Genomic DNA, 20,012 nt, shown 5'->3' on the forward strand with positions numbered 1-20,012 from the left:
CGGAACCCGGAAAAATGAGCGACAACTGTCTCTTCTGCAAGATCGCCGCTGGCGAGATCCCGTCCAAGAAGGTCTACGAGGACGAGGACTTTGTTGCGTTCCACGACATCAATCCGGCCGCGCCGGTACATTTATTGCTGATCCCTCGACGTCATGTCACATCCATGCAGGATATTAAGGGGGAGGACGCAGAATGGTTGGGTAGAATGATGTCATTGGCGCCGCGGTTAGCCGCTGAAAACGGTTGCCGTCCGGGCCCTGATGGTGGATTTCGCATCATGATCAATTCTGGCGTCGAAGGCGGCCAGGAAGTCCCGCATCTGCATTTCCACATCATCGGCGGCTCGCGACCCTGGAAAGGGCGCGTGGCTCCCACCGCGTAATTCGGAGAAACATCATGGGTAGTTTCAGCATCTGGCATTGGTTGGTTGTCCTGGTCATCGTGGCGCTGATTTTCGGCACCAAGAAGCTGCGCAACATCGGCTCGGACCTGGGCGGCGCGGTCAAGGGCTTCAAGGAAGGCATGAAGGACGCCAACGGCGACAAGCCGGCCGAACCGATCGCGCAGCAGCGCGTCTCCGGCGAAACCATCGACGTGCAGGCCAAGGAAAAATCCAACTCCTGAGCGCCTGCTCGGCTCCCGGGCCGTCCTGAACAGGCCGGCCCTTATTGCATCCTCTCCCGAGCGGCCGTCGAATGTTTGATGTCAGCTTCACTGAACTGATGGTGATCGGCGTCATCGCCCTGATCGTCATCGGCCCCGAACGCCTGCCCAAGGTTGCCCGCACCGTCGGCCACCTGCTCGGGCGCGCGCAGCGTTACGTCAATGACGTGAAATCCGATATCCAGCGCGAAATCGAGCTCGACGAACTGCGCAAGTTCAAGAGCGAAATGGAAGATGCCGCGCAGGGCGTGCAGCAGTCGCTGAACGAAACCCAGGCCTCGCTGCAGGAACCCGTCCAGCAGTTCCGCGCGGAACTCGACGAAGTCGCGCGCGAAGCCAGCATCAAGGGCGAACCGGCCGCCGCCGGCGACGCGCCCGCCGAGCCCGAGCGCAGCATCGCGCCTCCGCCCGGCCAGAACCACAGCCTGGACCTGGACCTGCCGCCGATGGCCGTGCCCGCTCCCGCCGCAACTCAACCACCGGCGCCCAGCGCGCCCAAGGCCGACGACGCCGCGCCCGCCGCCAAGCCCGTCGCGCCCTCCGGAACACCGACGTGACCCAGGACGCCACCCAAGAAGAGGGCCAGCAGGAGACTTTCATCTCCCACCTGGTCGAATTGCGCACCCGCCTGCTGCGCGCCGTAGGCGCCGTGGTCGTCGTGTTCATCGTGCTGTTCATTTACCCGGGCGCGTCGGCCATCTATGACATCCTGGCCCAGCCCATGCTGGCTTCGCTGCCGGAAGGCACGCGCATGATCGCCACCGGCGTCATCACGCCGTTCATGGTGCCGGTCAAGGTCACGATGATGGCCGCGTTCATCGTGGCGCTGCCCGTGGTGCTGTATCAGGCCTGGGCCTTTGTCGCGCCCGGTCTGTACCGGCACGAGAAGCGCCTGGCGCTGCCCCTCATCGTTTCCAGCACCTTTCTGTTCATCGCGGGCATGGCGTTCTGCTATTTCGTGGTGTTCCGCACGGTATTCCACTTCATTGCCACGTTCGCGCCGCAGTCCATCACGCCCGCGCCTGACATCGAGGCCTACCTGAGCTTCGTCATGACGATGTTCATGGCCTTCGGCATCACCTTCGAAGTGCCCGTGGCCGTGGTGCTGCTGGTGAAGATGGGCGTGGTCGAGCTGTCCAAGCTGAAGGCCGCCCGCGGCTACGTGGTGGTGGGCGCCTTCATCATTGCCGCCGTGGTCACGCCGCCCGACGTGGTCAGCCAGTTCATGTTGGCCGTGCCGCTGTGCCTGCTCTATGAGGTCGGACTGATCTGCGCCCGCCTGGTCACGCCAAAACCGGATGCGCAAAGCGAGGTCGACTCGGACTCGCTGACCGAGCGCCACTGATCCCCTCGGACGGTCCTGCCCACAAAGCAGGACCGTTTCACCTTGTGGGCGGCCCACGGCGACTCTACATTGCCTTCATGTCACTCGCCCAAAGACTGCACACCCTGATGCGATGGCGCGGCATCAAAAGCCAGAACCAGCTGGCGCGCATTTCCGGCGTGCCGCAGTCCTGCATCCATCGAATCCTCATGCGCGAAGACTGCTATTCGCCGTCTCGCGCCACCTTGCTGCGGCTGGCGCGCGCCCTGGACACCAGCGTGCCGTGGCTGACCGACGGCGTGGGGCCGGGCGGGGATGCACCACACAACGGCGCGTCCCCGCCGGACGACGGCCCGGACGGCTATTGCACGGAAATCTGGACGCTGCTGCGCAATCAATCCGAAAGCACCAAGAAGGCCATCCTGTCGGCGGTGCGCCTGATGGCCAAAGACCCCGCCGCGACCTGATTGCCCGTCGCCCCCGGAGTCCGCCCCCTTCTAGCGCGGCTTGCCCGGGCGCGTACCCACCACCACCGCCAGCTCGGCGGGCTTGCCGCCGCGCAATATGCCCAGCTTGGCGCTCTGGCCCGGCGGCAGCTGCGCGATCTCCGACAGCAGGCTGGTGGTGTCGGCCATGCGCTTGCCGTTGACCGACTGCACAATGTCCCCGACCCGCAAGCCGCCGCGCGCCGCCGGCCCGTCACGCATCACGCCGGCGATGATCACGCCCACGGTGTCCCGATCCAGCCCGAACGCGCGCGCCAGCTCCGGCGTCACGTCCTGCGGTTCCACGCCCAGCCAGCCGCGCTTGACCCCGCCGGTCTTGACGATCTCGTCCATGACCTTGCGCGCGATCTCGATGGGGGTGGCGAAGCCTATGCCCATGGACCCTCCCGATTCGGAATAGATCGCGGTATTGATGCCGACCAGATTGCCCGTGGCATCGACCAGCGCGCCACCCGAATTGCCGGGATTGATCGCCGCGTCGGTCTGGATGAAGTTCTCGTAGGTGTTCAGGCCCAGTCCGTTGCGGCCCAGCGCCGATACGATGCCCAGCGTGGTCGTTTGCCCCACGCCGAACGGATTGCCGATAGCCAGCACCACGTCGCCCACGCGCAGGCCCCGGTCGGGGGCCAGCGTGGCCGCGGGCAAGGCGCGCAGGGTAGCCAGCTTCAGCACGGCCAGATCGGTATCCGGATCCGCGCCCACCACCTTTGCCGCATCGCGGCGGCCGTCCGCCAGCGCGACCTCGATCGCGTCCGCGGCCTGCACCACGTGGTAATTGGTCAGCACGTAGCCGTCCTGGTTCACGATCACGCCGGATCCCAGGCTGGTGGACGCCTGGCGCCGCGTCACACCCGGCACCTGGCCGAAGAACTGGCGCAGCACCGGATCGTCGGGCAGCGGAATCAACGGCACATTCACGTGCTTGGTGGTGTATACGTTGACCACGGAGGGCGCCGCGCGGGCCACGCCGTCGGCATAGGATGCCGTGGCCTCGGCGCGCGCAGCCGGCGGTCTTGCAGCCGCCGCAGCGGGCTGAGGCCCTGCCGCCGGCCCGGCCAGCCGCAGCAGGTCGGGCCGCAAGGTCGTCACCACGAATAGAATACCCAGGCAGACCGTGACGGCCTGAGCAAAGATCAGCCAATATCGGCGCATGATTCTGATAGGACTAGCTATGAGTAAAGTGGACTCCCACGTCCTGGCCAATTGGCTGGACGACACCCTGCAAGCAGCGCGCTTCAAGGACTATTGCCCCAACGGGCTGCAGGTGGAAGGCCGATCCGAAATCGCACACATTATCACCGGAGTCACGGCCAGCGAAGCCCTGCTGCGCGTGGCGGTCGAGCGCGGCGCGGACGCGGTGCTGGTGCACCACGGCTGGCTCTGGCGCAACGAAGACCGCCGCGTCATCGGTACGCGCCGCGCGCGCATGGCGCTGGCCCTGAAAAACGACCTGAACCTGTACGCCTACCACCTGCCGCTGGACGCGCACCCCACGCTGGGCAATAACGCGCAGCTGGCGCGCGTGCTGGGCCTGACGCCCGCGCTGCGCGACGACGGCGCGCCACAAACCTGTGGCCCCGACAACCTGGTCTGGCTGGGCGCCGCGCAAGGCGTGACGACGCTGGGCCAACTAGGCGCGCGCGTGGCCGAGCGCCTGGGCCGCCAGCCCTTGGTAGTGGGCAACCCGGACATGCCGCTGGCCCGCGTGGCCTGGTGCACGGGCGGCGCGCAAGGCATGCTGGGCGACGCCGCTGACGCGGGCGCCAGCGCTTACATCACGGGCGAAGTCTCCGAATCCACGGTGCACCAGGCGCGCGAAACCGGCGTGGGCTTCATCGCGGCGGGCCACCATGCCACCGAACGCTACGGCGCGCAGGCCCTGGGCCAGGCGGTGGCGGAACGCTTCGGCATCAAGGTCGAATTCGTCGACATCGACAACCCGGCATAAACGGCTGCGCCCTCCGCAACACCGCCCCCGCAAGGGGGCGTTTTCATTGCACGGCGCCAACGGCGGCCACGCGCCACCAGCGTCCGATTCGGCAGGACTAGGCTAGGGGAAAACCAGAGGGCGAGATCAAGGCGGCGCCTGTGCGTCGCATCTGGTCAATCGTGGTTCTCTCCCTGTCAATTCCGGGTGCAGTCCACAGCCCTAGCATTCCATGCAGCCGCCCGCTGCCGGCCCTTTCCGGCCGGGCCTCCCACACACGGAGCCATCGAATGCTGACCCTCTACGACCACCCGCGCTCCGGCAACTGCTACAAGGTGCGCCTCTTTCTCGCGCTCATCGGCCGGGACTACCAAAGCAGGTTCGTCGACGTGCTGGCCCGCAAGAACCAGACCGCGGAATTCGAGCGCGTCAGCGCCTTCCAGCAGATCCCCGCGCTGACCGACGGCGACACCGCCATCTGGGACAGCCACGCCATCCTGCTGCATCTGGCGCATCACTACGCCCCCGAATGGCTGGCGCCGCTGCCTCGCATCGGCGCCATGCACGCCTGGATATCGGTATCCGCCAACGAGATCGCCAACAGCCTGCAGCCGCTGCGCCTGACGCGCGTGGTCAGCAACGCCGAGGCCGCGCACCACCTGGGCGTGAGCGAAGCCTTGCTCGACGTGCCCGCCATGCAGGCCCGCACCGACCGCGTGCTGCTGCGCCTGGAAAAGCGTCTTGCGGACCACGCATGGCTGGCGGGCGGCGATGCACCAACCGTGGCCGACATCGCCTGCTACGGCTACCTGGCGCTGGCCGAGGAAGCCGCCATCGACATCGCCGCCCATCCCGCCATCGCGGCGTGGCGCAAGCGCATACAGCAGTTGCCGGGGTATGTGCCGCCGGGCCCCTGAGCCCCGCGCACAACGACAAAAACCACTATTACAAGACAAGAGGGAACGACATGGACGCCATCCAGGCCGCGCAGCCTATTGCCCAATCACACAAGAAACCGAACCTGTTCCGCGTCGCCGTCGCGACGGTCATCGGTACCGCGGTGGAAGCCTTCGACTTCCTTGCCTACGGCACCGCGGCGGCGCTGGTGTTCAACAAGATCTTCTTCCCGCAGTTCGATCCGGTGACCGGCACGCTGGCAGCCTTCGGCGCCTTCGCCAGCGGCATGCTGGCGCGGCCCATTGGCGGCATTCTCTTCGGCCATTTCGGCGACCGCGTCGGCCGTAAATCCATGCTGACGCTCAGCCTGCTGCTGATGGGCATATGCACCGTGCTCATCGGGCTGCTGCCGACCTATGAACAGATCGGTATCTCGGCGGCCGTGCTGCTGGTGGTGCTGCGCATCGGCCAGGGGCTGTCGTTCGGCGGCGAGATGGGCGGCGCCATGCTGATGGCGGTCGAACACGCGCCGCCGAAATGGAAGGCCTTCTTCGGCAGCCTGCCGCTGGTGGGCGCGCCCCTGGGCATCCTGCTGTCGGTGGGTTCCTTCGCGCTGGTGACGCGGCTGCCGGAAGAGGACTTCCTGTCCTGGGGCTGGCGCCTGCCGTTCCTCGCCAGCGCCGTGCTCATCGTGGTCGGCCTGTTCATCCGCCACGGCATCGACGAGTCGCCGGAGTTCGAAGAGGTCAAGCGCGAGAAGGCGCGGGCCAGGCAGCCCCTGCAAGACCAGATGCCCCTGGGGGAACTGCTACGCAAACACGGCAAATCGCTGCTGCTGTGCATAGGCTGCAAGATCGCCGAGGTCACTTTGATCTACACCTTCCTGGTGTTCTCGGTGTCCTATGCCGTGTCCAAGCTGGGTTTCAGCCGCGCCGACGCGCTGCATGCCTTGCTCTACGGGGCCGGCCTGTTGATATTCACCATTCCGCTGTTCGGCGTGCTGGCCGACCGCATCGGCGCGCGTCGCGTCTGTGGCTGGGGCGGCATGTTCCTGGCGCTCATGGCCGTCCCGATCTTTCTCGCGGTGGGCAGCGGTTCTCTGATGGCATACAGCCTTGCCGTCTTCGTCGCCATGGCCTTCAACTACGCCATCATGATCGCGCCCCAATCCAGCCTCTACAGCGCGCAGTTCCCGCCGGAGCTGCGCTACTCCGGGCTGTCGATCGGAGTCCAGTTCTCGGCGGCGATAGGCGGCGGGCTCGCGCCGCTGATCTCGGCCACGCTGGTGCAGAAGTTCGACAGCATTCTTCCCGTTGGCATCTATCTGGCCTTCCTCGGCATCGTCGCCGGCGCCTCGGCGTTTCTCATGAAGCCCACGCCGCAGGACCTGCGCCGCGGCTGACGCGCAAGAGCGGCACATGCAGGCGGCGCGGCGCTACGCGCCGCCGTTGCCGCTTCTGGCGGTCTTGCGGTACAGGGCCGGCGACATGCCAAAGCGTTCGTGGAAACGGCGGATGAAGTGGCTGGCGTGCTGAAAGCCACAAGACGCGGCGATCTCCTTGACCTCGACGTGCGCGCGCCGTGGATCCTCCAGCGCTTCCCTGGCCAGCTGCAAACGGCGTTCGCGCACATAGCTGGTGTATTGCAGCGAGCGCATCTTGAACAGCCGGTGCACCCAGCGCGTGGTGACGCGCAGCACGTCAGCCACCGCCTGCACCGACAGTTCTGGATCGGTGATGTGGGCATCGATGTAGCTGGCCAGCACCTGCCAGTTGTCGGCGGGCGCGCGCGCATCGCCCGGTATCTTCTCCAGCGCCTGGCTGGTATAGATCGAAGCCAGCAGCGCCAGCAACGCCTGCTCGGCAAACAGCGAGGACGTGGGATTCGATTCCGCCTTGTCGAAGAACACATGATGCAGACAGCGATGGGCGGTCTGCACCATGGGCAGGGCGGCCACGCCGCGCTGCGCGGTGAACTGCGACATCGCCAGGCTGTGCGCGCCCAGCAGGCGCGACAGCGGCCCCTTGACCACCACGATGCGCGAATCGGTGTACATGCGGATCTCGGACGGCAGCGCGGTCGTGCGGAAGATGATGTCGCCCGGCTCCAGCGGCAGCGTGGCCTCGTTCTGCACGATGACGCCGTGCCCGGCGATCACGAAGCTCGCCAGGAACTCCGCATGCTCCAGATCCGCCGCATGCTCCGCGCGGTGATGCACGCTGATCGGCGTGGACTCCAGGCTCACCACCAACCCGCCCGCGCGCAACCTACAGGCCTGTAGTTGCAGCCTGGGCTGTTCAGTCAACGCCCGGAACTCACCCGGCAGCACCAGCTTGTCCAGCTCGCGCTCGTAGCCGGCGATCTCCTGGGCGTAGAACGGGCGGAACTGGGGCGCGAAGTTGAGATCCGCCTCGGAACAGGCGGGCCGGGCGGATGGATTCACTGTCTGGCTGGCGCGTGGCATGCTCGGAACACTCTATCGGGCCGGCCAACACTGGCCGAAAAGCGCCTGCCTTCCTGTCGCATTGAGTCAACCCGCGTTCGTGATCGGTCAATCGCAGGCGGCAGAGGCGGGCGTGTAATGGAGCCATTATCCCCAAGGAGACCCCATGCTGGAAAAACAAGCCCATGCCGACGCCTTCTTTGCGCGCTCCGCGAACAAGCTCGACTTCGGGAACTGGAGCGAAGAGGAAAAGGTGGCGCTGAGCTGCCGCATTCTCGCCAGCGAAGGCCATTCGGAGACTTTGGCGGGCCAGATCACGGTGCGCCAGGACGACGGCACATTCCTGACGACGCCCTTGGCCCAGGCATTCGACGAGATCGTCCCGGCCTCGGTCATCCGCATCAACGAAGACATGGAGGTGCTCGACGGCCCGGGCACGCCCAACCCGGCCGTGCGCTTCCATTTCTGGGTCTACCGCCAGCGTCCCGATGTGCAGTGCATCATCCACACGCACCCGCCCCATGTCTCGACGCTGTCCATGACGGGGCAGCCGCTGGTCGTCGCGCACATGGACGCGACGCCGTTCCACAACGACTGTGCCCATCTGAAGGAATGGCCCGGCCTGCCCATCGCCGACCAGGAAGGCGAAATCATCTCGGCGGCGCTGGGCGACAAGCGCAGCATCCTGCTGGCCAACCACGGTTTTCTGGCGGCGGGCTCGTGCATCGAGGAAGCGCTGTACCTGTCGGTGCTGATCGAACGCGCGGCCCGCAATCAGCTGCAGGCGGCGGCCGCGTACGGCGAAGTGAAACCGGTGAATGATGCGCTGGCCGCCGAATCGCACGACTTCCTGTTGAAGCCCAGCATCGTGCGTGCAAGCTTCGCCATGTTTGCGCGCCGCGTGCAGCGGCAAATGGCCGCGGAATAGAACAAGGGGGAGAACAGCGGCGGATCGTTCAGCGCAGGCCGGCATGCGCCGGCGGGAACGTCCGCCAGCCGCGGCCCCGATCCGCGCTTGCGCGAATCCCGGGCCTGCGGCAGCGTCGGATCAGGGCTTCTTGAGCAGATCGCGGATTTCGCGCAGCAGCGCCACGTCTTCCGGCGTCGCGGCGGGTGCCGGCGCTTCCTCGGCCTTGGTGCGGGCCTTGTAGATGGCCTTGACCATCCAGAAGATCACAAACGCCAGCAACACGAAGTTGATGATGATGGTGACGAAGTTGCCCCACGCAAATACGTTGGCGCCCGCCTTCGTCAGTTCCGCGAAAGTCATCGGACCGTTGTAGCCGGCCGGCATCGACAGGACCAGGAACTTGTTCGAAAAATCGACCGAGCCGCCGAGTATGAAGTTGACCAGCGGCATGACGATGTCCCTGACCAGCGAATCGACGATCTTGCCGAACGCCGCGCCGATGATGACACCGACCGCCAGGTCCACTGCGTTGCCTTTAACAGCGAAATCTCGAAATTCTTTGACGAAACCCGTCGCTTTGCTCATAAAAGCACTCCCTTCGTGATACGCCCGTGAGTGGGCTGGCGCTATAATACGCGGTTGCTATGTTGTTACATATTCCCGCGAACCCGATGCCGCAGAAGTGATGCTACTCGTAGAGCGGGCGCATCAACAAGGATAGGAAGATGAGTCAGGATACGCTGGTGCACGACGATGACGGTGCGGTTGATCCCAACCTGCCACCCGATCCTTCGCGACGTTTCTGGGTTACCACCGCCTGTGCTGTGGGTGGCGTAGCAGGTGTCGCAACGGCAGTGCCGCTTGTGAGCACGTTTTCTCCCTCCGAAAAAGCCCGCGCGGCCGGAGCTCCCGTTGAAGTGGACGTCGGCGATATTCCCGTCGGCACCATGAAGACGGTTGAATGGCGCGGAAAACCGGTCTGGATCATCCACCGGTCTCCTGAACAGCTTGCCGGTCTCAAGACCCAGGACGCCCTGCTGGCCGATCCTGATTCCAAGCGCCCTGGCTTCACGCCCAAATACGCCGAAAACGAAGGCCGCTCGCGCAAGCCCGAGCTCTTCGTCTGCGTCGGCATCTGTACCCACCTTGGCTGCTCGCCCACCTCGCACTTCGAGACGGGCGGCGGTGGCGGCCTGGGCGCCGACTGGCAGGGCGGCTTCCTCTGTCCTTGCCACGGCTCCACCTTCGATCTGGCCGGCCGTGTCTACAAGAACAAACCCGCGCCCGACAACCTCGAAGTCCCGCCGTACCAATATCTCAGCGACACCCGCATCATCGTGGGCGTCGATGAAGACAACAAGGCCTGACGCGCGCGTCGCGCTTTTTTCCCGAATTACGTAAGTAAATCCGCATTACGCCACGTGAGAGAAGGAGCCGTTACATGGCTGGCGAGAAAACCGTCGAGACGACAGGCCTGTTGGGCTGGCTGGACCGGCGCTTCCCGGTGACCTCCACCTGGAAAGCCCATCTGTCCGAGTACTACGCACCGAAGAACTTCAACTTCTGGTACTTCTTTGGCTCACTGGCCCTATTGGTGCTGGTGCTGCAGATCGTGACCGGCATCTTCCTGGTCATGCACTACAAGCCGGACGCCGAACGCGCGTTCCAGTCCGTCGAATACATCATGCGCGAAGTCCCATGGGGCTGGCTGGTGCGCTACATGCACTCCACCGGCGCGTCGATGTTCTTCGTCGTCGTGTACCTGCACATGCTGCGCGGGCTGCTCTACGGTTCCTACCGCAAGCCGCGCGAACTGGTGTGGATCTTCGGCGTCGCGATCTTCCTCTGTCTGATGGCGGAAGCCTTCTTCGGCTACCTGCTGCCCTGGGGCCAGATGTCCTACTGGGGCGCGCAGGTGATCGTGAACCTGTTCGCGGCCATTCCCTTCATCGGCCCTGAGCTGTCCATCTGGATCCGCGGCGACTACGTCGTGTCGGACGCCACGCTGAACCGCTTCTTCGCCTTCCACGTCATCGCCATCCCGCTGGTGCTGGTCGGCCTGGTCGCGGCCCACCTGGTGGCGCTGCACGAAGTCGGCTCGAACAACCCGGACGGCATCGAGATCAAGCAAGGCCCGAAGGACAAGTACGGCCGCCCGAAGGACGGTATCCCGTTCCACCCGTTCTACTCCGTGCATGACCTGATGGGCGTGGCTGGCTTCCTGCTGGTGTTCGCGTTCATCGTGTTCTTCGCGCCGGAAATGGGCGGCTACTTCCTCGAGTTCAACAACTTCATCCCTGCTGACTCGCTGAAGACGCCTCCGCACATCGCCCCGGTCTGGTACTTCACGCCGTTCTACTCGATGCTGCGCGCCACCACCGACGAGTTCACCTGGGTGCTGGCGGGCGCGTCCGTGCTGGGCGCCATCGCGCTGCTCGTCAAGAGCAACCTGAAGGGCTTCATGCGCATCGCCGTCCCCGGCATCCTGATCGTCGTGGCCGTGCTGCTGCGCGCGATCGACGCCAAGTTCTGGGGCGTGGTCGCCATGGGCGGCACGGTCGTCATCCTGTTCTTCCTGCCGTGGCTGGACCATTCGCCGGTCAAGTCGATCCGCTACCGCCCCACCTGGCACAAATGGATCTACGGCATCTTCATGGTCAACTTCCTGGTGCTCGGCTACATCGGTACGCAGCCGCCCAGTCCGCCGTTGAACATCACGTCGCAAATCGGCACGCTGCTGTACCTGGCATTCTTCTTCCTGATGCCGGTATGGAGCCGCCTGGGCACCTTCAAGAAAGTGCCCGAGCGCGTCACGTTCCACGCCCACTGAGCCCACCAGATAACGGATTAACCATGATCAAGAAGCTGATTGGTGCCGTGGCCTTGATGCTCACGTGTACCGTTACCCTTGCCGCCGGAGGCGGCTATCCCCTGGACAAGGCCCCGTACCGCGTCAACGACATGTCGTCGCTGCAGAACGGAGCCAAGCTGTTCGTCAACTACTGTCTGAACTGCCATAGCGCATCCTCGATGCGCTACAACAAGCTCAAGGACATCGGGCTGACCGACCAGCAGATCAAGGAAAGCCTGCTGTTCACCGGCGAAAAGGTCGGCGACATGATGAATGTCGCCATGACCCCGAAGGACGCCAAGCAGTGGTTTGGCACGACGCCCCCGGACTTGTCCGTGATCGCGCGCGCCAAATCCGTGAACGCCGGCCCCTCGGGCGCCGACTACATCTACACCTACCTGCGCACCTTCTACCGCGACACGTCGCGCGCAACGGGCTGGAACAACCTGGTCTTCCCGGCCGTGGGCATGCCCCACGCCCTCTGGGAAGTGCAGGGTCCGCGCGAGCTCACGACCGTCGCCATGCACGAGGTCGAAAGCAAGGGCGACGCCCCCAAAACCTGGGAACGCGTCACCACGGTGTACGATGCACAGGGTTTTTCCACGGTCAAGGCCGAACCGGTAGCCAACTACCACGGCCATGCCACCTTCGATGCCAAATTCAAGGCCGCCAACCCGGCCCAAGTCGCAACATACGACAACGACGTCGCCGACCTGACCGCGTTCATGTCCTGGATGGCCGAGCCCGTCCAGACATTCCGCGTCCGTCTCGGCGTCGGTGTCATGTTGTTCCTGCTGCTGTTCTTCCTGGTTACCTGGCGCCTCAATGCCTCGTACTGGAAACACGTGCGCTAACCGCAACGCCCCGCCAGGTTTATCCGTCCCTTATTAAAAATAGGGACGGAATCGGCGGATAGGGCTGTACGCCTATCCCGCCTGGCAATTGGGGCCAGCGCCTGCTAGATTAAGGCGCTGGCCTTTCGTTTTTCAATAAAGGACTTACCGCCATGATGGTGCTCTATTCCGGAACCACGTGTCCGTTTTCGCAACGCTGCCGCTTCGTGTTGTTCGAAAAAGGCATGGATTTCGAGATCCGCGACATCGACCTGTACAACAAGCCCGAAGACATCTCGGTGATGAACCCGTACGGTCAAGTGCCCATTCTGGTCGAACGCGACCTGGTCCTGTACGAGTCGAACATCATCAACGAGTACATCGACGAGCGCTTCCCGCACCCGCAGCTGATGCCCGCCGACCCGGTCATGCGCGCCCGCCCCCGCCTGTTCCTCTACAACTTCGAGAAGGAACTGTTCGTTCACGTCTCGACGCTGGAAGACCGCAGCGCCAAGCCCGACGAGAAGAAGCTGGCCAACGCCCGCCAGAACATCCGCGACCGCCTGGCCCAGTTGGCCCCCATGCTGCTGAAGAACAAGTACATGCTGGGCGAGGAATTCTCCATGCTCGACGTGGCCGTGGCTCCGCTGCTGTGGCGCCTGGACCACTACGGCATCGAACTGCCCAAGAATGCGGCTCCGCTGCAAAAGTACGCCGAACGCATCTTCTCGCGTCCGGCCTACATCGAAGCGCTGACGCCTTCGGAAAAAGTGATGCGTCGCTAAGGCTGTTGCGTGATGGGTGAAACTTCGACCAAACCGTACCTGATCCGCGCGCTGCACGAATGGTGCACCGATAACGGCTACACGCCCTACATCACCGTGCAGGTCGACGAGCACACCATGGTGCCCGTCGCCCATGTGCGCGATGGCCAGATCACGCTGAACGTGGGCACGCTGGCCACCAACCGCCTGACGCTGGGCAACGAATTCATCGAATTCCAGGCCCGCTTCAGCGGCGTGACCGAAAACGTCTACGTTCCGGTAGGCGCCGTCAGTGCCATCTACGCGCGCGAAACCGGCGCCGGCATGGGCTTCGAAGTGCAGCCCTACGAGCCGCCGGAAGCGGGCGCCCAGAGCGCGACGGTCACCGCCGCGCCCGAAGGCTCCGACGCTGACGCCGCCCCCGGCGACGACGGCGGAGACGACGACGAACCCAAGCGTCCGCGCCTGACCATCGTCAAATAAGGCGCCCACGCAAGGTCTGCATTTTTTTCATTACAATGCAGACCCTGCGCGTGCCCCGGCACGCAGCGCCGGTGTAGCTCAGTTGGTAGAGCAGCTCACTTGTAATGAGAAGGTCGAGGGTTCGATTCCTTTCACCGGCACCAGATTCCAAATGCAGATCCGTCCACGGACGGTCTGAAAACCCGCTCCGACTATGACGGCGCGGGTTTTTTATTGCCTGCTTCAGGAACGGAAAGCCTGGGGCCGAGCCAGCCCATTGCGCTTTGTCCTATTTACGCGGTCCCGTATCCCGAAAACCGGCCTTTCCGCGAACTCGCTGCCTACAATCGCGCCAAGTTCTGGCCTCAGGAGGCGCGGTTCCCCATGCAGACAAATCATCTCCCCGGAGTGCGGCAAAAGCGCCTCTGGCAAAAGAGGTGGCCTAGAGAAGTCCTGTTCAACGGCCCGCCTCTCCTCGTCGCCGGAACCGCCGCTGTGAAGAGCTGGCGCGAACCGCTCTTTGAACCCTGGATGTTCGGCCTGACGGCCGCCACGAGCGTCTGGCTGATTCTGGCTGCGCTGGTTCGCGTGGCTGCTGCACGCGCCGAAGACGACATGGATGGACCGGACACCGTCCACGAAGGTCTCGATGCAGCGGTCTCCACGATGCACACCATGCTTGCCGAATGGTGCGACAAGCGCAAGTGTGGAACCGACCTACGCACCACCTTCCACCGGGTCGTTCCTCCCATCCATGAACCGCAAGAAATCGAGCAGATCATCAACTACGCGGGCTCCGGCGGCGAGGGCGCAGGACGAACGTTTCCCGTGCACATTGGCATCGCGGGTAGGGCTGTCCGGAGCAAGGCACCGCTGGTGATGTCCAGCCAGCACAGAACGGAAGATCAACTCCGTTCGGAGCTGGTGCGTGAATGGGGCTGTACCGCGGCCCAGGCCCGCCGGCTCGGACCTGGGCGCTATTCGGCTATGGCCGTGCCCGTCCTGGACCGTTCAGGCCAGCATCCCATAGGCGTGATCTACCTGGACTCGAGCGATCGTGCACTTTTCGAACGCAACGACGTCGCGGAAATCGTAGGCGCCGGCGCCAAGGCCATCAGCGACTTTGTCACGAAAAGGTATTGATATGAACACTGCTCCCAGAAAGTTGCCCGAAACCTTTTTCAAGGGATCCCGGCTCATTTCAAAGCCCGGCGCGGTAATGGAGGTCCGGGAGCTGACGCTTACGGACTACGGATTGCGCGCCATTACCAGTGGAAGCACGGGTATCCGGCAAGGAGCCATCGAGGAAGCCGGCCCGCCGTCTGCACTGCAAAGAATGGCGCCTGCCTGACCCTGCTTGGATAGCAATTCAGTACAGCAAGCAGCCGGTGTACGCACACGCGCGTCCTGGCATGACAGGCAGATATCCAGCACGCGGAACTGCCACGCCCACCCCGTTTTGCATTCTTCCGTTTTTTTGTGCATAATTCGCCCCCTCTACCTGTTCCCCGATAGCTCAGTCGGTAGAGCGACGGACTGTTAATCCGCAGGTCGCTGGTTCGAGCCCAGCTCGGGGAGCCAAAGAATGCAGTACTGAAGGGCCCGCAACTTGTTGCGGGCCTTTTGCATTTGGACGCGGCGCACACGGCCTGTTTGCCGGGCCGCGCGCGGCGTACGATGATGCGCATTCCCTCATCACGACTTCGCCTGTCTCCATGCGTTCCGCGCGATCCCTGCCTGCCCTGGTTTCCCTGCGCGCTTTTGAAGCGGCCGCGCGGCGCATGAGCTTTTCCCTGGCGGCGCAGGAGCTCTTCGTGACGCAGAGCGCCATCAGCCACCATATCCAGCGCCTGGAAGCCGAACTGGGCCTGGCGCTGTTCGAGCGGCGCACCCGCGCCGTGGCGCTGACTGCGGCGGGCCAGGCCTATTACGACCGCGTACACGCGGCCTTCGAGCTGCTGCGCCTAGGCACCGATGAGATCCGTGCGCCCGAAACAGCGCGGCAGACACTGCGTGTGGGGCTGCTGGCCTCGTTCGCCACGCGCTGGCTGGCGCCGCGCCTGGCGGCGTTTGCCGCGGCGCATCCCGACATCGATCTCCAATTGCAGCCCGACATCGGCTTGGCGGACGTTGCGGGCGGCGAGGTCGACGTCGCCATCCGCTACGGACGCGGCGTCTGGCCCGGCGTGCGGGCGCGGCTGATCATGGCGGAGCGGCTGTCGGTCGTCTGCGCGCCCGCGCTGATCGCGGGCAGGAAACGCCCACGCACACCGCAGGATCTGCTGCGATTCCCATTGCTGGCCTCGCATGCCCGCCATCCCTTCGAGTGGGATGCCTGGGCGCGGCATCATGGCGTGGACCTGGGCGGCGTGCAGCCCGTGCGCCTGCACGACTACAACATCGTGGTGGAGGCTGCGTTGGCCGGGCAGGGCATGGCGATGGGCCGCCACCGCCTGATCGGCGCCCAGCTCGCCAGCGGCGCGCTGGTCGAAGCCTTGCCAGACGCCGCGCTGGAGGCTCCCCGTATCGGCTGGTGGTTCGTGACGCCGCGCGGCACGCTCGGCGCGGCCGCGCAACGCTTCCATGATTGGCTGCTGCACGAAGCCCAGACCCAAGACGACACACATTAGTTTTACTCATGTGTACTGCGCGAAAATTGATTGGTCAGGGCCGGCAGCGGCCGATAGCATGAGGCTTGACCTTCTTTTCCAAATCTGGAGTCCCTCATGACCCGCTCGATCTCCGGCCGCGTGGCCGAACTTGGCCTGACCCTCGAAGCCGCGGCCGCGCCCGCCGCCAACTACGTGCCCTTCGTGCAGGAAGGCAATCTGCTGTACATCTCCGGCCAGATTTCCCGCAAGGACGGCAAGGCCGCCTATCTGGGCCGCCTGGGCGACCAGGTTTCGGACGCCGATGGGGTGGAAGCGGCGCGCCTGTCGGCGCTGGGCCTGCTGTCGCAGATCGCCGCCGCCACCGGCGACAAGCTGGACCGCGTGGCCCGCGTGGTGCGACTGGGCGTGTTCGTGGCCAGCACCCCGGAATTCAACCGCCAGAGCGCCATCGCCAACGGCGCCTCGGACCTGATGGTCGAGGTCTTCGGCGACGCCGGCCGCCATGCGCGCAGCGCCGTCGGCGTGGCGTCCCTGCCGCAGGGCGTGGCGGTGGAGATCGAAGCCGTCATCGCGCTCACGCAAGCCTGATCCCTGCCGGAGCAGCCATGTCCGCCTCCTTGACCCCGAGCGCCGTGGAAGCGCTGCGCGCCCAGACTCCCGGCGCGCAAACCACCGTCCACTTCAATCATGCCGGCTCATCGCTGCCCTCGGCCTCCACGCTGCAAGCCATCCACGCGCATCTGCAACGCGAGGCCACGCAAGGCCCGATGGAAGCCGGCGTGGCTTCGCGCGAGCTGACCGAGCAGGCGCGCGTGCTTGCGGCACGGCTGCTCAACGCAGACGTTGGGGAAATCGCGCTGACTGGCGGCAATTCCCCCGGCTGGGGCGCGGCTTTCGCGGCGCTGGAACCATGGCGCGCCGGCGACCGCATCCTGGTGGGCCGCCACGAATGGGGCGGCAATCTGGCCACCATGCGGCTCAGGGCGCAGCGTGCCGGCGCCACCCTGGAGACCATTCCTTCGGACGATAGCGGCTGCGTCGATGCGCAGGCGCTGGAGGCCATGCTGGACGAACGGGTGCGCCTGATTGCGCTGACCTGGCTGCCAGCCAATGGCGGCCTGATCAATCCCGCCGCCGCCGTCGGCAGCGTGGCGCGCCGCCACGGCATCCCGTATTTCGTGGATGCGGCGCAGGCCATCGGCCAGTTGCCGGTGGACGTGGCGCAGATCGGCTGCGACGTGTTGAGCGGGGCTGGACGCAAGGCCTTGCGCGGTCCGCGCGGCACCGGCCTGCTGTATGTGCGGCGCGGCTTCCTGGACCAGCTCACGCCCGCCTTCGTCGACACCCATTCCGCGCCCCTGGGCGTGGACGGCGAGCCCATGCTGCGTCAGGACGCCGCCCGCCTGGAATCGGCCGAGGCCTCGCTGGCGCTGCGCTGCGGCCTGGCCAACGCCTTGCAGGAAGCCCTGGACATCGGCCTGCCGGCCATCCGCGCGCGCATCGACGCCTTGGCCCAAGCCCTGCGGGCTGAGCTCGCGGCCATCCCCGGCATCACGGTGCTGGACCAGGGCCGCGAACGCTCGGGTCTGGTGTCCTTCAACCTGGCCGGCCAGGACGCCGTATCCGTGCAACGCGCCATGGTGGCGCAGGGCATCACCATCGGCAGTAATGGCGTGCCCTATACCCCGCTGGACATGCAGGCGCGCGGCCTGACGCAGATTGCGCGGGCCTCGGTCAGCTATCTGACCAGCGACGCGGAAATCGACCGCCTGCTCGAAGGGCTGCGCGCCCTGGCCCGATAGCTGGCCTGCGCAAGCATCCTTTTTGTGTGAACCGCCCCCTGGCCGCCCTCAAGCCGCCGCGCGCCGCGCGAACGGCGTCCACTTCGTGAAGACCAGCAAGTTGCCCAGCATCACCAGCGCCAGGCCCAACAGGGCCGGCGCCGTCCATTGATAGCCTTCGGCAAAGGTGGACACGCTCAGGGCCACCACCGGGAACAGCACCGTGCAGTAGGCGGCGCGCGCCGGCCCCATGCGCCCCACCAGCGTCAGATAGGCGGTGAAGCCAACCACGGATCCGGGAATGGCCAGGTAGAGCAGGGCGCCCACGTACGAGGCCGAGGCATCGAATTCGAACGGCAGGCCCGCCGCCAGACAGCCCGCCAGCAGGATGGCTGCGCCATAGAGCATGCTGTAGGCGTTGCCGGTCAAGGGCCGGATGCCGGCGCGCTGCTGTAGCGACGACAGCATATTCCCGGTCGAAAAGCAGAACGTGCCCAGCAGGGCGAAGCCCAGGCCCAGCAGGGTTTCATGGCTGGCCTCCTGCCCCGCCAGTTCTGGCCAGAACAGCAGCACCAAGCCGGAAAAACCCAGCGCGCCCGCCATCATCACGCGCGGCGCGACGCGGGTGCCGAACCACAGGCGGGCGTTCAGCGCATTCCACAGCGTCGCCGCCGAGAACACCACCGACACCAGGCCGCTGGGGATCCACTGAGTCGCCGTGTAGAAGCACAGAAAGTTCAGGCAGAAGAGACACAGGCCCTGACCCACGCACAGCCAATGGCCACGCCGGTCCATTTTCTGCAGCTTGCGGGTCAGCGCCAGGGCCGCGAACAGGATCAGGCCGGCCAGCGCGAACCGGTAGAAGATGGAGACGGGGATCGCCACCACGCCCAGCTGCAGCTTGATGGCGATCCAGGTGGTGCCCCAGATAACGACAGTGAGGAAATACAAAAAGAGATTCACGATGCGATGCGCGACAGGGCTGAAACAGGGACACGGGACGGCGGTCCAGAAAACCGCCAGGGAGCCCAGTGTGCGCGGTTCCGGTCTGCGACGATTGCCGGTTCTTGCGGTTTTCTTCCTCGCGCGAGCGCGTCGCGCGCGAGATCGCAGTAGCATTCCACTCATATGGCTACCGTCGCTTCGGCCCCGGCCGATTTCTCCGTCTTCCGCACCCTGTCCAGTTCCACCGCGACGCTGGCGCGCGCCGCCGCGCTGGGCGAGGGCATAGCCATCTCGCAATGGTCGCGCAGCGCCTGCGAGACCCTGGCCTACGACAACCCCGGCCACCACACGCTGTCGCTCTACCTGCACGGCGGCGACAAGTCGTTCCGCGTGGGCCGGGACACGCTGCACGGCGGCGCCGGCAAGTTCTGCGTGCTGCCGTCGGAACACTACTCGCGCTGGAGCATGAACGACGCCGTGCATTTCCTGCACCTGTACATCGCGCCGGAACGCCTGGCCCGCGAAGCCGTCATGCGGCTGGACTGCGAGCCCCGCACGCTGGAACTGCGCGACCGCACCTACATCCACGACGAATCGCTGATCGACGTATGCCGGCAACTGCTGGACACCGACTGGAGCCAGCCCGCCGACCGGCTAGCGGCCAGCACTGCGGCCGAGACCGTGCTGCACCATCTGCTGAACCAGGGCGTGGCGCGCAAGCCCGCGGCGCCCCTGCGCGGCGGCCTGGCGCCCGCCGTGCGCCGGCGCATCATCGACTACGTGGACGCGCATCTGGCCGAACCGCTTACGCTGGACCAGCTGGCGGGGGTGGCGGCGCTGTCCACCTATCACTTTGCCCGCATGTTCCACACCTCTTTCGGCGAACCGCCGCACGCCTGGGTACGGGCGCGGCGGCTGGCGCACGCGCGCACGCTGCTCGCGGCCGGCAAGGGCGATCTGGCCGGCATCGCCCAGGCCAGCGGCTTCGGCAACGCCAGCCATCTGGCTCGAGTCTTCCGCGACGCCGTCGGCGTCACGCCCGGGCAGTATCGCAGCGCCCGCGCCCAGCACTGAGCAGGGCGCTGCGGCCCCG

24 protein-coding genes and 2 tRNA genes are annotated in these 20,012 nt (G+C 65.4%); 22 read left to right on the plus strand and 4 right to left on the minus strand.

The genetic code is table 11. The features are described 5' to 3' along the window. Window positions 1-14: 14 nt before the first annotated feature. The 5 genes from FOC84_RS11890 (at window position 15) to FOC84_RS11910 (ending at window position 2,455) form a co-directional block, all read left to right on the plus strand. Window positions 15-383 (plus strand): histidine triad nucleotide-binding protein, encoded by a 369-nt coding sequence (locus FOC84_RS11890; RefSeq protein ID WP_173144593.1) that lies wholly within the window; start codon window positions 15-17, stop codon window positions 381-383. A gap of 14 nt (window positions 384-397) precedes the next feature. Further along, window positions 398-625, plus strand: a complete 228-nt coding sequence (gene tatA / locus FOC84_RS11895; protein ID WP_042795712.1) for a Sec-independent protein translocase subunit TatA — start codon at window positions 398-400, stop codon at window positions 623-625. Window positions 626-696: 71 nt separating this feature from the next. Continuing rightward, window positions 697-1,221, plus strand: a complete 525-nt coding sequence (gene tatB, locus FOC84_RS11900; RefSeq protein ID WP_173144594.1) for a Sec-independent protein translocase protein TatB — start codon at window positions 697-699, stop codon at window positions 1,219-1,221. Then, window positions 1,218-2,009, plus strand: a complete 792-nt coding sequence (gene tatC, locus FOC84_RS11905; RefSeq protein WP_173144595.1) for a twin-arginine translocase subunit TatC — start codon at window positions 1,218-1,220, stop codon at window positions 2,007-2,009. Before tatB ends, tatC begins: the two co-directional genes overlap by 4 nt. 77 nt (window positions 2,010-2,086) lie before the next feature. Then, on the plus strand, window positions 2,087-2,455 hold the full coding sequence (locus tag FOC84_RS11910) for a helix-turn-helix domain-containing protein (protein ID WP_173144596.1): 369 nt from the start codon (window positions 2,087-2,089) through the stop codon (window positions 2,453-2,455). Between the two features lie 30 nt (window positions 2,456-2,485). Here FOC84_RS11910 and FOC84_RS11915 read toward each other — a convergent pair whose 3' ends face one another. Next, window positions 2,486-3,646, minus strand: coding sequence for a trypsin-like peptidase domain-containing protein (locus tag FOC84_RS11915; RefSeq protein WP_173144597.1), 1,161 nt, complete (start codon window positions 3,644-3,646; stop codon window positions 2,486-2,488). A 19-nt stretch (window positions 3,647-3,665) separates the two neighbouring features. Between FOC84_RS11915 and FOC84_RS11920 the strand changes: the two genes are divergently transcribed. The 3 genes from FOC84_RS11920 to FOC84_RS11930 all read left to right on the plus strand — a co-directional run bounded on the left by FOC84_RS11920 (window position 3,666) and on the right by FOC84_RS11930 (window position 6,720). Then, complete coding sequence (locus tag FOC84_RS11920; RefSeq protein WP_173144598.1) at window positions 3,666-4,442, plus strand: Nif3-like dinuclear metal center hexameric protein; 777 nt, start codon at window positions 3,666-3,668, stop codon at window positions 4,440-4,442. Between the two features lie 269 nt (window positions 4,443-4,711). After that, window positions 4,712-5,338, plus strand: a complete 627-nt coding sequence (locus FOC84_RS11925) for a glutathione S-transferase family protein (RefSeq protein ID WP_173144599.1) — start codon at window positions 4,712-4,714, stop codon at window positions 5,336-5,338. Between the two features lie 50 nt (window positions 5,339-5,388). Then, window positions 5,389-6,720 carry an MFS transporter gene (locus FOC84_RS11930; protein ID WP_173144600.1) on the plus strand — a complete coding sequence of 444 codons (1,332 nt, stop codon included), beginning with the start codon at window positions 5,389-5,391 and terminating at the stop codon, window positions 6,718-6,720. A gap of 33 nt (window positions 6,721-6,753) precedes the next feature. On the opposite strand, the gene FOC84_RS11935 is transcribed toward FOC84_RS11930, so the two are convergent. Beyond that, window positions 6,754-7,782, minus strand: coding sequence for an AraC family transcriptional regulator (locus FOC84_RS11935; protein WP_173144601.1), 1,029 nt, complete (start codon window positions 7,780-7,782; stop codon window positions 6,754-6,756). Window positions 7,783-7,927: 145 nt separating this feature from the next. Between FOC84_RS11935 and FOC84_RS11940 the strand changes: the two genes are divergently transcribed. After that, a complete protein-coding gene (locus tag FOC84_RS11940) occupies window positions 7,928-8,689 on the plus strand; it encodes an aldolase (RefSeq protein ID WP_173144602.1) in 762 nt (253 codons plus the stop codon). A gap of 120 nt (window positions 8,690-8,809) precedes the next feature. On the opposite strand, the gene mscL is transcribed toward FOC84_RS11940, so the two are convergent. Then, complete coding sequence (mscL, locus tag FOC84_RS11945; RefSeq protein ID WP_088143694.1) at window positions 8,810-9,256, minus strand: large conductance mechanosensitive channel protein MscL; 447 nt, start codon at window positions 9,254-9,256, stop codon at window positions 8,810-8,812. 140 nt (window positions 9,257-9,396) lie between these two features. Here mscL and petA point away from each other — a divergent pair, with 140 nt between their 5' ends. From petA to FOC84_RS12005, 12 genes are all read left to right on the plus strand, one after another. Further along, on the plus strand, window positions 9,397-10,038 hold the full coding sequence (petA, locus tag FOC84_RS11950; protein ID WP_088143693.1) for a ubiquinol-cytochrome c reductase iron-sulfur subunit: 642 nt from the start codon (window positions 9,397-9,399) through the stop codon (window positions 10,036-10,038). Between the two features lie 74 nt (window positions 10,039-10,112). Continuing rightward, complete coding sequence (locus tag FOC84_RS11955; protein WP_062684339.1) at window positions 10,113-11,501, plus strand: cytochrome b; 1,389 nt, start codon at window positions 10,113-10,115, stop codon at window positions 11,499-11,501. Between the two features lie 23 nt (window positions 11,502-11,524). Continuing rightward, window positions 11,525-12,376, plus strand: coding sequence for a cytochrome c1 (locus FOC84_RS11960; RefSeq protein ID WP_013390929.1), 852 nt, complete (start codon window positions 11,525-11,527; stop codon window positions 12,374-12,376). 152 nt (window positions 12,377-12,528) lie between these two features. Further along, window positions 12,529-13,140, plus strand: coding sequence for a glutathione S-transferase N-terminal domain-containing protein (locus FOC84_RS11965; protein WP_173144603.1), 612 nt, complete (start codon window positions 12,529-12,531; stop codon window positions 13,138-13,140). 12 nt (window positions 13,141-13,152) lie between these two features. Beyond that, complete coding sequence (locus FOC84_RS11970; protein WP_173144604.1) at window positions 13,153-13,602, plus strand: ClpXP protease specificity-enhancing factor; 450 nt, start codon at window positions 13,153-13,155, stop codon at window positions 13,600-13,602. Window positions 13,603-13,669: 67 nt separating this feature from the next. Further along, window positions 13,670-13,745: transfer RNA gene (locus FOC84_RS11975), tRNA-Thr, on the plus strand. 220 nt (window positions 13,746-13,965) lie between these two features. Further along, window positions 13,966-14,724, plus strand: a complete 759-nt coding sequence (locus FOC84_RS11980) for a GAF domain-containing protein (protein WP_173144605.1) — start codon at window positions 13,966-13,968, stop codon at window positions 14,722-14,724. Window position 14,725: 1 nt separating this feature from the next. Continuing rightward, window positions 14,726-14,932 carry a sulfatase gene (locus tag FOC84_RS11985; RefSeq protein WP_173144606.1) on the plus strand — a complete coding sequence of 69 codons (207 nt, stop codon included), beginning with the start codon at window positions 14,726-14,728 and terminating at the stop codon, window positions 14,930-14,932. Window positions 14,933-15,086: 154 nt separating this feature from the next. Then, window positions 15,087-15,162 (plus strand) — tRNA-Asn (locus tag FOC84_RS11990). A 200-nt stretch (window positions 15,163-15,362) separates the two neighbouring features. Next, on the plus strand, window positions 15,363-16,211 hold the full coding sequence (locus FOC84_RS11995; RefSeq protein ID WP_254241962.1) for a LysR substrate-binding domain-containing protein: 849 nt from the start codon (window positions 15,363-15,365) through the stop codon (window positions 16,209-16,211). Window positions 16,212-16,307: 96 nt separating this feature from the next. Further along, a complete protein-coding gene (locus tag FOC84_RS12000; RefSeq protein ID WP_173144608.1) occupies window positions 16,308-16,781 on the plus strand; it encodes a RidA family protein in 474 nt (157 codons plus the stop codon). 17 nt (window positions 16,782-16,798) lie between these two features. Further along, window positions 16,799-17,995 (plus strand): aminotransferase class V-fold PLP-dependent enzyme, encoded by a 1,197-nt coding sequence (locus FOC84_RS12005; protein ID WP_173144609.1) that lies wholly within the window; start codon window positions 16,799-16,801, stop codon window positions 17,993-17,995. Between the two features lie 48 nt (window positions 17,996-18,043). Here the strand turns inward: FOC84_RS12005 and FOC84_RS12010 are convergent, their stop codons facing one another. Beyond that, window positions 18,044-18,937: a DMT family transporter gene (locus FOC84_RS12010; protein WP_173144610.1), complete on the minus strand. Its 894-nt coding sequence runs from the start codon at window positions 18,935-18,937 to the stop codon at window positions 18,044-18,046. 165 nt (window positions 18,938-19,102) lie between these two features. On the opposite strand from FOC84_RS12010, the gene FOC84_RS12015 reads away from it, so the two are divergent. Then, window positions 19,103-19,993, plus strand: coding sequence for a helix-turn-helix domain-containing protein (locus tag FOC84_RS12015; protein WP_173144611.1), 891 nt, complete (start codon window positions 19,103-19,105; stop codon window positions 19,991-19,993). The last annotated feature ends 19 nt before the right edge of the window (window positions 19,994-20,012 follow it).

The sequence above is a fragment of the Achromobacter pestifer genome (assembly GCF_013267355.1).
Lineage (GTDB): Bacteria > Pseudomonadota > Gammaproteobacteria > Burkholderiales > Burkholderiaceae_B > Achromobacter > Achromobacter pestifer_A.